Source organism: Mycoplasmoides pirum ATCC 25960, from assembly GCF_000685905.1.
In the GTDB taxonomy this organism is placed as follows: Bacteria; Bacillota_I; Bacilli_A; order Mycoplasmatales; family Mycoplasmoidaceae; genus Mycoplasmoides; species Mycoplasmoides pirum.
On sequence record NZ_JMKZ01000001.1, the window covers coordinates 281667 to 296792 of the forward strand.

Consider the following 15126-nt stretch of genomic DNA (forward strand, 5'->3'; position numbering starts at 1 on the left):
AATAGTATTATGATTTCTAAAATTGAACAAATTATTTTTAAATTTGACCTTTTAACTAAAAATGAATGAGATTATATAAAAGATCAAGTTAATAAATCAAAAGTTATTTTTAAAAAAGATTTTGATCTTTTGTGTATTGATCTTGAACTTAATAATTTTATTGATCCTAAAACATCATATAAATTAATTAATAACAGCAAAAATGTTAAAGAAATATCAATTGCTTTTAGATTATTTGTAAAAAAAGAATCAGATTTAAATTCTTTGGTAGATCACATAAATTATTTTTTTAATGTTGTTGTTAAAATTCCTAATTTAGTGCCAACAATTAATAATTTAAATAATTACCAAATTGATATCGATACAATAACCATTAATATTACTAATGAATTAGAATTAAAAATTTTAAATCAATTCAAAAATGATTTATTAGATTTTTTAATTGAATCAGGATTTTCTAAAAAAACGAAAATTAATATTGTTTGCTTGCAACCTACCATTGTGGAAAATTTAATTAATGAAAATCATTTTTCTAAACAAATATCTCCAGAAAAAAAAGAAAATGTAAAATCTATTAAAATTTCATCAAATAAACTAAAAACAAAAATTGAAAATTTTAACATTGATAAATGTCTATCATTAAATTCAATAAGTAAAGTTCCTGTAAAAGATCTTAATGAAATTAAATTAGGTGACAAAAATATTGTTGTCCTAGGTAAAATTTTTGAAATTGTAGAAAAAAACATTAAAGATAATAATTTGATATTTAATATCAAAATAACAGATTATAAAAATTCTTTATATTTAACAATATTAAATACAAAATTTTCCAATTTATCAATAGAATATTTAAGAACATTTAAAATTGGCTCATGAGTAAAAGTTCAATGTAACATTGTAGAAAATAAATATAGAGCAAATGAATTGTCAGGAGTAGTATCTAAAATTGTACCTACTGAAATTCCTAAAGAATTTTTACGTATCGATAGAAATGAACTAAAGAAAATAGAATTTACTTTTCATTCTAAAATGTCTGCATTTGATGGAGTCAATTCTGCATCAGAATATTTGGATTTTGCTAAAAATCAAAATTGAGATTATGTGGCTATAACTGATATAAATAATGTTCAAGCTTATCCTGAAATTCAAAAAAATTCAAAAGGAATTAATATCATTTACGGTTTAGATTGTGAAATTTCTGATGATGAAGTGCCTATTGTTTTAAATTCTAAAAATGTTTTATTGGATGAAGCTACATATGTAATTTTTGACTTAGAAACTTCTGGTTTGCATTCTTATTATGATGAAATTATTGAATTTGGTGGAATAAAAGTTAAACATGGGAATATCATTGATAAAATTAATTTTTTTATAAATCCTGGTTTTGATATTTCAGAAAAAACATCAGCACTTACTAAAATTACAAATCAAATGATAAAAGAAAAAGGTTTGTCAATAATAGAAGGTTTAAAAAAAATTTATGAATGAATAGAAGATTCAGTTATAGTTGCTCATAATGGAATTGAATTTGATTTTCAATTTTTACAAACAAAATTTTTTCAACACAACATTGGAACATTAACTAATCCAATGATTGATACATTAAGATTATCATGAGCAATAAATGAACAATATGCATATCACTCTTTAGGAACAATAGCTAGAAAATTAAAAATTAATTATGATGAATTAACAGCTCATAGAGCGAATGTTGATGCTGAAGTTTTATATGAAGTTTTTAAGCATTTTAAGTTATATTTGTTTAATAACAAAATTAATAATTTAAATCAAATAAATGAAAAATTACAAAATATTTCTTTACACAAACGTTATCGTGGAAATAGATCATTAATTTATGCTAAAAATCAAAAAGGTTTAAAGGCTATTTATGAACTTGTTTCTAAATCATTAACAACTAATTTAGTCACTAGACCTAAAATTTATTGAAAAGATATAAAACCATATAGAAATGATTTAGTTATATCATGTAGTCCAAATGAAGGTGAAATTTTTAAAACTGCTTTAAACAATGATGATAAACTTTTGGAAAATAGAATTGATAAATATGATTTCATTTTAATAAGTCCACCTAATTGAAATAATCATTTAATTCAAATTGGCGATTTAAATATCAATTTTGTTGAAAATGCCATTTCTAGAATTATTAAAGCTTCAAATAATGTTAAAAAATTAGTTGTTGCAACAAGTGATGCTTATTACATAAATCAATGAGAAAGTGAATATTATAAAATTGTTATTTGTACAAAAATTTTAAATGGATTATATCATCGTTTCTTTAAAAAAAGTAATGGTAATATTCAACATACTCCAATAGCTCATTTACGAACTACTGATGAAATGATTGATGAATTTAAATTCTTAAATGATGAAAAATTAATTAGAGAGATAGCTTATGAAAATGGTCATAAAATTGTAAATCAATTTAAATTTGCAAATATTGAACCATTAAAAAAAGGTTTATTTGTTCCTAAATTAGAAGGCGCAAATGAACAATTAAAAGAATTAACATATAAAAATGCAAAATTAAAATATGGTGATCAATTACCAGATATTATCCAAAATCGTATAAATTTGGAATTAGATTCAATTATTAACAATGGTTATGGAATCATTTATTGAATTGCGCATTTATTAGTACAAAAATCTAATGATGATGGTTATTTAGTTGGTAGTAGAGGATCTGTGGGTTCTTCATTAGTTGCTACATTGACAAACATTTCTGAAATAAATCCATTACCACCTCATTATATTTGCAAATCATGTAAATATTTAAATTTTGAAACTAATGTTGATGATGGTTTTGATTTGCCAACTATTAAATGTCCTAAATGTAATAATGAAATGGTAGGTGATGGTCATGATATTCCTTTTGAAACCTTCATGGGTTTGAAAGGAAACAAAGTGCCAGATATTGATTTAAATTTTTCTGGTGAATATCAAACTAATGCACACAATTATGTAAAAAAATTATTTGGAGAATCTCATACATTACGCGCAGGAACAATATCAACCGCAGCAGAAAAAACTACTTTTGGTAATGTGCGTAATTATTTTAATGATTTTGCCCAAATTGATTTTATAAGGCAAACAGAAGTTGAAAGATATGTTAAAGGATTATTAGGTATCAAAAAAACTACGGGACAACATCCTGGGGGAATAATGGTTTTTCCGAAAGAAAATGATATTACTGATTTTACTCCTTATAATTATCCAGCTGATGATATTTCTAGTGAGTGAAAAACAACTCATTTTGCATTTGAATTTTTACACGATTCTTTATTAAAACTTGATATTCTAGGTCACGATGATCCAACAATGTTAAAGATGTTAAAAGACATCACAGGTATTGATCCAATTTCAATTCCAAATTATGATAAAAATGTTTTAAAGTTATTTTCTGGATTAGAAAGTTTAAAAATTAATTCTCAAGATTTGTGTGGAGAAAAAACAGGAGCTTTAGGTATTCCAGAATTTGGTACTGATTTTGTTAGAAGAATGTTAATTGATGCTAAACCAATTTCATTTGCTGATTTAATTCGTGTATCTGGTTTATCGCATGGAACAGATGTATGAAATAATAATGCACAAGTTTTAATTCAAAAACATAATTTAAAATTACATGAAGTTATTGCTTGTCGTGATGACATTATGGTTTTCTTAAAAAAATGTGGATTAAATGATCATGATGCGTTTGATATTATGGAATTAGTAAGAAAAGGCAAATCTTTACCTAAAGATAAAATTGATTTAATGTTGGAACATAATATTCCTGAATGATATATTAATTCATGTCAAAAAATTAAATATATGTTCCCCAAAGCTCATGCTGCTGCCTATGTTTTAACTGCTTGAAGAATCGCTTGATTCAAAATTAATTATCCTTTGCAATATTATGCAACATTATGTTCAATTAAAATTAAAGAACACGATATATCAAAATTTATTTTAGGTAAAAATGCAATAATAGAAGAATTACAAAGTATTCGAAAAAAATTAAATAATCCTAAAACTAAAAAAGAAGTAACTAGCAAACAAAGTGAATTAGTTTCAACATATGAAATTTATTTAGAAATGATTGCGCGTGGATGTGAAATCACTCCTATATCAATAGAAAAATCCATGGCAAAAGAATTTATTGTATTGGACAATAAAGTTGTTCCACCATTTTCAACTATTCAAGGTTTAGGTGAAGTTGCTGCTGAATCTATTATTATCGCAAGAAAAGAATCACCTTTTGTTTCTATTGAAGATTTAGCAAAAAGAACTAAATTAAATAAAACTCACATTAATCAAATGCGCGAAATTAATATTTTAGATCATTTGCCAGAGGATAATTCAATAAAACTGTTTTAGTTTTTACTTCATAAAGTCTAAAAATGGGTTTCGACCCTTTTTTAAAATTTTACCCATTTCTTCCATTTGGCGTTTAGAATCTTCTCATTTTTTTAACAACTTATTTAGTTCATCAGGTTTTCTTCCTGAACCATTAATAATGCGTGCTTTCCGAGATGATTCTTTTTGTAAAATTTTAGGATTTCTTCTTTCCTTCAAAGTCATTGAAGACATTAAAATTTTTCATATTTTTATTTGTTCTTCAATTTCGTCAATTTTATCACTACTTATTTTTAATGAACCTGGCATCATTTTCATAATGGAGCTTAAGCTACCCATTCGATTCATTGCATTCATTTGTTTCATTAAATCTTCTAAATCCATTTTGCCTGATAACATTTTTTGAAATGTTTTGGTTGTATCTTTTTCATCAATTGTTTCAGCTGCTTTTTCAGCCAAAGTCATTACATCACCAAGACCAAGAATACGATCTGCCATTCTTTCAGGATAAAAGATATCTAGTGATCCTATTCTTTCACCAATTCCAGTAAATTTAATAGGTACATTAAGTAAACTAGTTAAAGAAAGTGCAGCTCCCGCTCTTGCATCTGAATCTAATTTTGTAATAATGATACCTGTTAGTTTTAAATAATTATTAAATTCATTAGCAACATTAATTATTTCTTGGCCCGACATTCCATCAACAACTAAAATAATTTCATCCGGACTTATATTTTTTTTAATTTCAACTAATTCATTCATTAATTCTTGATTTGTTTGTAATCTACCAGCTGTATCAAATAAAATTACATCATTGTTGTTTTGTTTAGCAATATCAAGTGCTTCATTAGCTGTTATAGATGGATTTTGAGTTCCTTTTTCATAAAAGTTACAGTCAACTTCTTCAGATAGTGTTTTTAATTGTTCAATAGCAGCGGGACGATATACATCAAGTGCAACCATCATTGGTTTTTTATTATGTTTTGTTTTAAGATAATGAGCTAATTTTCCTACGCTTGTTGTTTTACCTGAACCTTGTAATCCAACTAAAACAATTTTCAAGGGGTTTTTGTTTACATTTAATGAACTAGTTTGTTTACCTAGAATGTTAACCAATTCATTTTTGATTATTGTTAAAAATATTTGCTGAGGATCTTGACCGACATTCACAATTGTTCCAATTGTTTTTTCTCGAATGGCTTTTATAAAATTTTTAACAACTTGTAAATTTACATCAGCATCTAATAAAGCAATTCGAATTTCCTTTAAAACTTCAGCTATATCATCTTCTTCAATTGTTTGCGTTTCTAATTTTTTTCTCATTTTTCTAGAAACGATTGAAGTTATCATTGTTTTAAGCATAGTCTAAAATCCTAATTTTTGTTTTGAAATACTTGTAAATTATATTTTTAATTTTTTATTAAATTGATATTTTATATTTAATTTATATAAATTTAATCATTTAAAACTTTATTAAAAAATTTCAAATTTTTTCATTTCTTATTCACTTAAATAATATTAGGTGAATAGATGAAATCTCTTTTTTATAAATTTAAATCAAAAAATTACATAATTAACAAAATAAATTTTTTTGAGTAATTGTAATAAATTAAATAATTTTTGATTTTTTCTATTTACTTTTTGTGTAGGCCTAATATATTTAGTATTTACTAAAAATATTTTTCTTGCTATTGTTTTTATCTTTTGTTTTATTACATGTTTGTGTTTCAAAATTCAAATTAAAAAAATTATTTTAATTATTTTAATTGCAATTTTCTTTTTGATATTAGCATTCATTTATAAAAAATTTGAAATAGATAAATTAACTTTTAAAAAGTTATTAGATTTAATACCTGAAGAATTTAATTTGCGAAAACTATTAATCAAACAAGTTCAACAATACAACAATTTAAAAATTAGTAATTTACTTTTGTTAATTGTTTTTAATGAAAAAACTTCCTTTTTAAATGAATTTTATAAAAAAATAGTGAATATAGGTATAGTACATTTAGTAGTTATTAGTGGACTACATTTAAATCTTATTAATACATTAATATTAAAAATATTTAAAAAATATTTAAGAATTTCTCAAATTTTGAGTTTATTTATTATTTTAATTTATAGTTATTTTTTAAATTTTTCTTTCGGGGTTATTAGAGTTGTTATTTCAATTTTTATTGGAGCATTTTTTTGCAAAAAACAAAGTAATAAAGATTTATTAACAACTACATCTCTATCAGGATTAATAACATTGTGTTTAAATCCTCATTCAATTTTTAATTTAAATTTTCAATTAAGCTATTTATCAATTTTTGCAATTTGTTTTGCCAATAAAATACCTTACATTAACAAGTGATTAATTGGGTTTGTTAGTTCTTTTCTAATTAATATGTTAATTGGTCCTGTAATATTATCAATGAACAGTAAAATAAGTTTATTAACTATTTTTAATTCTTGAATTTTATCGCCAATAATCATGTTTTATTACATATTTAGCTTGTTAATATTTTGATTACCTTTCACTTGAAATTTTTTTAGTTTTATTTATGATTTTCTATTTTTTCTTATAAATAATTTAAATGAAATTCAAATATTTTTGTTTTTGGATATTAAAAAAATAAATTCAATATTAATATACATTTATTATTTATTTTTTCTTTTAAGTTTTATTTTTTTAAATGTAAATGAAAAAGTTACGCATAAGAATTTAAAATATATTAAATAACTTTATTATATTAATTATGACAATTATTTATTCTACTGATGAAGGTTTAATTAATTACAAGTTGAAAGAAATTCTAAAAGAAAAGTATTCAACTTATAAAAAAATTATATACAAATCTCCAAATCAATTAATAGATTTACTACATGCAAACAATATGTTTGATGAATCAAACGAAAAATTATATATTGTTAAGGGTTGTGATTTTTTAATTGATGAAAATTCTCTTAAAATTGCATATGATTTAATTTCTGCATTAAAACTTAATACAAAATTGGATGTTTATTTAACTGTTGAATCAAATAAACTTTTAAATAAGGATAAATCATTAAATGAATTTTTAAATCTAGTTAAAATAATAGAAATTCCAAAATTAAATTTAAAAACTTTTAAAAACATAATTATCAATTTTTTAGATAAGAATAAAATCAATTTAACTTTTGACCAAATTAATCTTCTTCTTTCTAGAATTCCTCAAAATGCAAAAATTTTAGAAAATGAACTAAACAAATTTTTATTATTTCCACCAAATGAAATTTCTAATGAATTACTAAACAATTTAATTACTGAATATGAAAATGATTCAATATTTAAACTTGTTGAATATATTCTCACACAAAAAATTAATGAAGCCATTTTGTTATTTGATTCTTTAATTTTGCATCAATATACATCATTAGAAATTTTACAAATAATGGCATCTCAAGTTTTAAAAATTATTATGATTAAATTGGCAATTGATAATAAATTAAATGATGAACTTATTATTAAAGATTTAGAAATTTCTTTTTTTCAATTAAATCAAATAAAAAAAATATCTAGTTTATTAAGCATTAAACATCTAGAAAATTTTTTAAATGGTATACTATCAATTGATGTTATGATGAAAAGATTAAATATGGATTACAATGTTTTAAGATTTTTTATCTGCAAAGGAAAATATTAGTTAAATATGTCTAAAACTGCAAATGATCTAATAATTATATCTAGACAATATTTAGGTACGATTTTTGGCAATACTACTTTATCGAATAGATTAAAAAATGATGATAATTTTTCTAATGTAATAAAAAAAGAAATTGGAATTCATAATAATTTAGAAAATATTATTAATTCTGATGATCGAATTACTTCTAAATATTTAGAAAATTACAAAAAACACACAAATAAAGAAATAGATTTAACAGAATTTGAAAATATAACTGATTTAGATGATATTCAAGATGAAATAAATTATCTAAATGTAATGGTTAAAAATCTTTTTGATCAAAAAGATTTATCAAGTTTTCCTTTAGATTTAAATAATAATGTTCATGTTGAAGGTGTAATTAATTCAGAAGAAGAATCAAAAAATAAAGTTGATAATTCTAATTATAGTAATGATTCTAATGACACAACAAATGTAGAACCTTTGCATGGCGAAAGAATTAGAAATTCTAATTTTAGCGACAATAAAACAAATTCATTTAATCAACAACGATCATCAAACAATCAATCATCTTCATTTAATAATTTTCCATTTGCAAATATTACACAACAAAGTGTGGACATGTTGTATCGTGCATCTGCTGCAAAAAAACTTGAATATGAGATGCAAGTAGGGAAAATTTATCGTTGAAAAGAAAAACCAAGAGCAATTTATATTTTGCAGTTTTTTGCAATATTTGCTTCATTGTTATTTGTTTTATCAGGTTTAGCATTAGTTATTTCTTGAATTTATGCAGCATCAAATGGATTAATGGTTAATAATCCTAACTCTAATCAAAATAATGCTCCTACAAATATAGCAATCAATGGTGGCCAAACATTTTCATTTATATTGCCCGCGATTATTATGATCGGTTTTGGATTAAATATGTTGATTAGGTATTCAAATGATTCTCTAGGAAAAATTAGTTCTTTTAAAAAAAATAAGTTAGAACAAATTTTAAAAATGCAAAATCAATCATTAGAATTTCCTAAAGTAAATCAAAATTTACAATATCACTTTTATTTTAATTCAATAGTAATTGCTTTTGTTTTCTTTTTGTTCTTTGCATTGATACCTATTGCTAATTCACCAATGCAAGTAATCGTCAATATAAATGTATTTTCTTTAAACAATGTATATGGAATAAATGTACCAATGATTGAAGCTATTTACATATGCAATATAATATTTTTGGTATTATTTGCACCATTATTATTAGTTGGAATAACTGGAAAAGTTTTAAATCCAAAACCAGATGAAGAACGTCTTCAAAAAATTTTAAATAACTATGTTGAAGAAATGAAAAAAGAAGGAATTGATCCTACAGGTGGTAATCCTTTTGGGCCAGTAAGTGGTTTTGGGGGACCATTTGGTTTATAATTTAAAATTATTATAATGGTACATGATCACAAATTTAATTAGTTCTCATAAACAATTAATTACACTTTCTTACAAAACTAAAAAACAAAAATTATTAAAATTTCTTTTTCCTTATTATCCTTTAAGGTGAAGATATTCAACGTATTTAATAATTTTTTTAGCAGCTTTAATTTCTTTAAGATTTTTAACACAAATTTTTAGTATTCCAATTGGACCAGTATTAAGAATTTCATTTAATTGAATTCCCACATCTCTAATTGGCTGAATGTTTGGACCTGTTTTAGCAATACCTTTGGGTATCATAATTGATTCAATAACTTTTTTTTGATCTGGTGGTGTTTGATTTTGAATGTATGCTATTCAAGAACCATTAATTATGTGCTTATCTGGAATAATAGGCGGAATTTATCAATTTAGAAAAGAATTTAAAAATTGAATTTGAGATTATTTATTTTTACAAATTATATTTTTGTTTTTTGTAAGTATAGCTATTATTGCTTTACTAACCTTTGCATCTAATAAATTTGAAAACACAAATTTAGATTTTATTGGATTATCTCGAATGGATACTGTCTATTTATCAATTAGTGTTATTGTTATCTTTTTTGTTTCAATTCAAGTAATTATTCATTTATTGCTATACTATAAGAAAATTTATCAAAAACAATTAATATTATTTATTTATGTAATTTTATTAGTTTTCTTATTATCAATTATTTTTTCATTTATTTTAGGCACAATATCTGCTATTAATTTTTATAAATATATTTCAGGAGACAATTCTTTATCGCCTAATTTTTTAATTTATGGTTCTTATTATTATTTAATTCCTAGAGTTATAAAAGAAATTTTTAAGGCACCCTTATTAATTATCATTTTAGTTAATTTAGTTAAATTATCAAATTCTTATTTAATAAAAATTCAACAATTGTCTTATCAAAAATGATAATTTAAATTTATAATTTTTTTATCCATAATTTTATTTATGGGAGCGTACCCAAGTGGTTAAGGGGGCACCCTGCTAAGGTGTTAGATCGGGTTTTCCGGTGCGAGAGTTCGAATCTCTCCGCTTCCGCCATTTTAAGATAAGATGACCAAGACTATACTTGGTCATTTTTTATTTTCATAAAATAAAAATACTATTTATATAAAAAAGGTATAGAATAGAGATACTCTTTGGAGCATTTAATCGTGTTCAGCAAGAAACATTCCAAGTGATTATTTATTACATATGGTAGTTTTGTTTTATTAGGATTAGTAATTCTATTAGTTGTTTGCGGAACTAATTTAGCTTCTTGAGGATCGCTATACGGTTGATTATTATCAATTCCTTTTGCATTTATAGCAATTTTTTCATATACATGGATACCAAGAATTTTACTTAGTCTTTCCAAAAAAAGAATTGGTGATAAAAGTAAAGCGGTGTTGTTTCTAAGTATTTCACTTTATATTTTGCGGTATATTTTTTACATTACACCAATTTTAATTGCAGCGGGTGTAAACAATTTTAAAATCGATGGTGTTTTTAATGTTATTCCTACGATTGTAGCTATAATATTAATTCCAATATCGAGCATTGCTTTAAACTATTTAATATTTTGAATAGAATATTACAAAAATAAAAAAAATCAAAAGGAAAAAGAATATGTCCCCACAGGAGATAGTTTGAAACCCAATTAATGAATTTTCAAATTCAATAAATTCTTTTTGGGAACAGAAACCAATTCCAGATTTAGCTTGAACTCCAATGGTGCCAACTGCTGCAGTTATAACAATTCCTATAACATTAGTAATAATTTTAGGTTTTGTGTTTGCATATTATTTTAAAGCACGCAAACAAAATCCTGAAAAAGCTCCTACTGGTTATGTACTTTTAGTAGAAATGTTAGTAATTAGTTTTGAAAATTTAACAGTTGAATTATTAGGAGAAAGATATAAAAAAATAACACCTTATTTCTTGGTTTTAATTTTATATATTTCTGTTGCCAATTTGTTACCTTTAATTGGATTATCAGCTCCAACAAGTTCTATAACTGTTTCTCTTTCATTGGGATTAATTACTTTTATAGGAATTATATATATGGGCTTTAAACATCAAAGATTATCATATTTGAAAAATTTTACTGTCAAAATCAAATACCATCGCAAAGAAATTCCTATAATGATTAATCCATTAAGCATTATAAGTGAAATTACACCTTTGCTTTCAATTTCGATGCGTTTGACAGGTAATATTTTTTCAGGTGCAATGATTATTGGTTTGTTTTATTCATTCATTCAATATATTTTTAGTACTGTAAATCCAACGATTTTAGGATTAATTTTAGGATCAACTTTTGGCGGATTGGTGACCCCAATATTCCATTTATATTTTGATGTAATGATTGGTTTAATTCAAGCATATGTGTTTGTAATGTTAACTTATACATATTGATCAAATCAATTAATAGAAGCAGAAGAAAAAAATGAAAAAAAACTTGAAACTACAGAAGTGAAAACAATTAATTTAAGTTCTCATGATCGAATTTAATTTTTGTATTTAATTTTTATTAAGGGAGTTTTTATATGGATACAAATATTCTTCTTCAAATTTCAGATATTGTAACGCAAGCTACAAGTACTTCTACAACATTTACAGATAAAGGTGCTGCACTTATTGGTGCTGGTATTGCTATGGTCGGTGCTGCAGGAGTTGGTGCTGGTCAAGGTTATGTTGCTGGTCGTGCTTGTGATTCTATTGCAAGAAACCCGGAAGTGGAATCAAAAATTAGAACATTTTTAATTATTGGTTCAGCAATTTCTGAGAGTTCAGCAATTTATGGATTAATTGTTTCATTTATTTTAATGTTTGTAGTTTAGTTAATTTTAATTGCAGGTGTTAAAAATGCAATTCTTAAAAAGAAAGAAAAAATATATATTATTGTTATTCACTTTACTAATATTGTTTTTTCTTATAGCAATAAGTGTTTCTTCATGTGCGTTGCCTGAAGAATTAAATGAAAACAACATTATTAATCAATTTTTTCCAAATTTTTGGGTATTTTTAGCAAATTTAATTGCTTTAGTTATTTTGTTGTTTGTCATTATTTTCTTTTTGTGAAAACCAACTAAAAGATCAATTAATGCAAGAACTCAAGCCATTCAAAATAAAATTGATGAAGCAAAAAAAGCAAAAGAAGAAGCAGAAATTTATTTAGTTCAAGCTAATGAAAAACGTCTTAAAGCAATTGAAGAATCACAAACAATTATTAATAATTCAGTCAATGAGGCTTATCGAATTAAAAGTGAAATAGAAGAAAAGGCAAAACGTGATGCAAATATTATTATTCAAAATGCACGTATAGAATTTGCTAAACAAGAAAATAAATTACGTTCACAATTACATTCAGAAATTATTAATGTTGCTCTTTCAGCGACAGAAGCTTTAGCTCAAAAAACTATTACAAAAGCAGATCATGAAAAATTTGTTGAAGAATTTATTTCCGAATTGGAGGATATAGATTTTGAATAAAATTTACAATTTTGCAAAAGCTTTATATTCTCTCGCGGAAGAAAAAAATCTTATTAAAAAAATTTATGTTGAATCTCAACAATTTCTTCAAGTTGTAAATGAGTACTCAGAATTAATTAAATTTTTTAGTAATTCTTCATTAAACAAAAGCGAAAAATTTTCTATTTTAGAATCTACATTTAGAAATAGATTTGATGATTTGTTTTGTGACTTTTTGTGTGTTCTAATTGAAATGAATGAATTTTTCTATGCAAAATCAATTTTTAAAAAATATTTAGCCTTAGTTGAAAATAAAGATCATGCTAAATTTATAAAAATCACTTCACCATATCCTTTAAAAGATGCACAATTAAATAAAATTAAAGAAATTTTAGAAAAGAAGATGGATTTTGATTTAATTGTTAAAAATTTTGTTGATCCTTCAACTATTGCTGGAATTAAAGTTGAATCTGACTCCCATTCCTTAGATTCAACAATTAAGGGCAAGTTAAAAACAATTGAAACTAGATTGAAAGTAATGCTGACACTTCAACAATCGCAATCTCCTAAAACAAGTTAGTGTTATTAAAACAATTTTGAAGAAAATTATAAAAATTTAGAAGATAAGGTATGCAAACATGGCAATTAATTTAGATGAATTTTCCTCTTTGATTAAAGAGCAAGTAAAAAAATATTCTAACAAAATCATTACTAACGAAAAAGGTTATGTAGTTTCAATTAATGATGGAATTGTTAAGGCTAGTGGTTTAGATGATGTTATTTTAAATGAATTAGTTCGTTTTGAAAATGGTTCTTTTGGAATTGCCTTCAATCTAGAAGCTAATAGTGTTGGTATTGTAATGTTGGGTAAATATTTTGATATTCACGAGGGTTCATTAGTAGAAAGAACTAAACACGTTATTGAAACACCAGTTGGTGATGCTTTGATTGGTAGAGTTGTTAATGGAATAGGCATGCCAATTGATGGTAAAGGTGAATTAAAAGATATAACTTATGAACCAATTGAAAAAATTGCGCCTGGAGTTATGGATCGACAATCTGTAAATGAGCCATTAGAAACTGGAATTTTAGCAATTGATTCTATGTTGCCAATAGGTAAAGGTCAACGTGAATTAATTGTAGGTGATCGTCAAACTGGTAAAACAACTATTGGAATAGATGCAATTATCAATCAAAAAGGCAAAAACGTATATTGTGTTTATGTAGCAATAGGTCAAAAAAATTCTTCAATTGCACAAATTTCAAGACAATTAGAATCAGCAGATGCAATGAAATATACTACTATAGTTTCATCAACTGCATCAGAAATTCCAGCTTTATCATATGTTGCTCCATTTACTGGTATAACAATTGCTGAATATTGAATGCGTCAAGGTAAAGATGTATTAATTGTTTATGATGATTTATCTAAGCACGCTGTTGCTTATCGTACAATATCATTATTATTAAGAAGACCCCCTGGACGTGAAGCTTACCCGGGTGATATTTTTTATTTACACTCTCGATTATTAGAACGTTCAGGAAAATTATCAAAAGAATTAGGTGGCGGTTCTATTACTGCGTTACCAATAATTGAAACACAAGCTGGAGATATTTCAGCATATATCCCAACAAATGTTATTTCCATAACTGATGGTCAATTGTTTATGGTAAGTAATTTATTTAATTCTGGACAAAGACCAGCAATTCATGTTGGTTTATCAGTTAGTCGTGTAGGTTCTGCTGCACAAACTAAAGCAATTAAACAATTATCAGGTTCTTTAAAATTAGAATTGGCTCAATATCGTGAATTAGATGTATTTAGTCAATTTGGTAGTGATTTGGATAATGAAACTAAAAAAGTTCTTGATCACGGTAAAAAAGTTATGGAAATCCTAAAACAATCTAATGGCGCACCATTAGATCAAGCAATGGAAGCTATTTTATTGTTTAGTATCAAAGAACGATATATCAAGTGAATTCCAATTGATCAAATTCAAAAATTTAAACAAGAATTAACAACATATTTTAGTAAAACAGATGTATATAAAGAAATTCAAATTAATAAAGCATTAAATGATCAATTAACAATTAATTTAAGAAATCTATTTAAAAAATTTATTAAAGAATTTGTAATGAGTATTTCTAATTATGATTTTTCAAAATATGGTGATGAAAAAGAATTAGAAGTGGATGAAAAAAATAAATAAT

Annotated in this window: 12 protein-coding genes and 1 tRNA gene; 12 read left to right on the top strand and 1 reads right to left on the bottom strand. The window is 24.4% G+C overall.

Going from position 1 to position 15126, the window contains the following annotated elements:
* Positions 1-9 precede the first annotated feature (9 nt).
* The gene (locus tag T397_RS0101230) at positions 10-4374 is read left to right on the top strand and encodes a PolC-type DNA polymerase III (RefSeq protein WP_036448591.1); all 4365 of its coding nucleotides are present in this window, start codon (positions 10-12) and stop codon (positions 4372-4374) included.
* Positions 4375-4377: 3 nt separating this feature from the next.
* Here T397_RS0101230 and ffh read toward each other — a convergent pair whose 3' ends face one another.
* Positions 4378-5715 (bottom strand): signal recognition particle protein, encoded by a 1338-nt coding sequence (gene ffh, locus T397_RS0101235; protein ID WP_027123880.1) that lies wholly within the window; start codon positions 5713-5715, stop codon positions 4378-4380.
* A 418-nt stretch (positions 5716-6133) separates the two neighbouring features.
* Between ffh and T397_RS0101245 the strand changes: the two genes are divergently transcribed.
* The 11 genes from T397_RS0101245 to atpA all read left to right on the top strand — a co-directional run bounded on the left by T397_RS0101245 (position 6134) and on the right by atpA (position 15125).
* Positions 6134-7078 (top strand): ComEC/Rec2 family competence protein, encoded by a 945-nt coding sequence (locus T397_RS0101245; protein ID WP_027123882.1) that lies wholly within the window; start codon positions 6134-6136, stop codon positions 7076-7078.
* Positions 7079-7094: 16 nt separating this feature from the next.
* Positions 7095-8021 carry a DNA polymerase III subunit delta gene (holA, locus tag T397_RS0101250; RefSeq protein WP_027123883.1) on the top strand — a complete coding sequence of 309 codons (927 nt, stop codon included), beginning with the start codon at positions 7095-7097 and terminating at the stop codon, positions 8019-8021.
* Positions 8022-8027: 6 nt separating this feature from the next.
* On the top strand, positions 8028-9425 hold the full coding sequence (locus T397_RS0101255; RefSeq protein ID WP_027123884.1) for an MPN449 family protein: 1398 nt from the start codon (positions 8028-8030) through the stop codon (positions 9423-9425).
* A 22-nt stretch (positions 9426-9447) separates the two neighbouring features.
* Positions 9448-10374 carry a hypothetical protein gene (locus tag T397_RS0101260; RefSeq protein ID WP_027123885.1) on the top strand — a complete coding sequence of 309 codons (927 nt, stop codon included), beginning with the start codon at positions 9448-9450 and terminating at the stop codon, positions 10372-10374.
* Positions 10375-10412: 38 nt separating this feature from the next.
* Positions 10413-10503: transfer RNA gene (locus T397_RS0101265), tRNA-Ser, on the top strand.
* 113 nt (positions 10504-10616) lie between these two features.
* Positions 10617-11105 (top strand): MG406 family protein, encoded by a 489-nt coding sequence (locus tag T397_RS0101270; RefSeq protein WP_027123886.1) that lies wholly within the window; start codon positions 10617-10619, stop codon positions 11103-11105.
* On the top strand, positions 11071-11955 hold the full coding sequence (locus T397_RS0101275) for a F0F1 ATP synthase subunit A (RefSeq protein WP_027123887.1): 885 nt from the start codon (positions 11071-11073) through the stop codon (positions 11953-11955). Before T397_RS0101270 ends, T397_RS0101275 begins: the two co-directional genes overlap by 35 nt.
* Positions 11956-11990: 35 nt before the next feature.
* On the top strand, positions 11991-12284 hold the full coding sequence (gene atpE / locus T397_RS0101280) for an ATP synthase F0 subunit C (RefSeq protein WP_027123888.1): 294 nt from the start codon (positions 11991-11993) through the stop codon (positions 12282-12284).
* A 25-nt stretch (positions 12285-12309) separates the two neighbouring features.
* Entirely contained in the window at positions 12310-12936 is a 627-nt protein-coding gene (atpF, locus tag T397_RS0101285; protein WP_036448594.1) for a F0F1 ATP synthase subunit B, read from the top strand.
* Positions 12929-13495, top strand: a complete 567-nt coding sequence (gene atpH, locus T397_RS0101290; RefSeq protein ID WP_027123890.1) for an ATP synthase F1 subunit delta — start codon at positions 12929-12931, stop codon at positions 13493-13495. Before atpF ends, atpH begins: the two co-directional genes overlap by 8 nt.
* A gap of 58 nt (positions 13496-13553) precedes the next feature.
* Positions 13554-15125, top strand: a complete 1572-nt coding sequence (gene atpA, locus T397_RS0101295) for a F0F1 ATP synthase subunit alpha (protein WP_027123891.1) — start codon at positions 13554-13556, stop codon at positions 15123-15125.
* Position 15126: the final 1 nt, after the last annotated feature.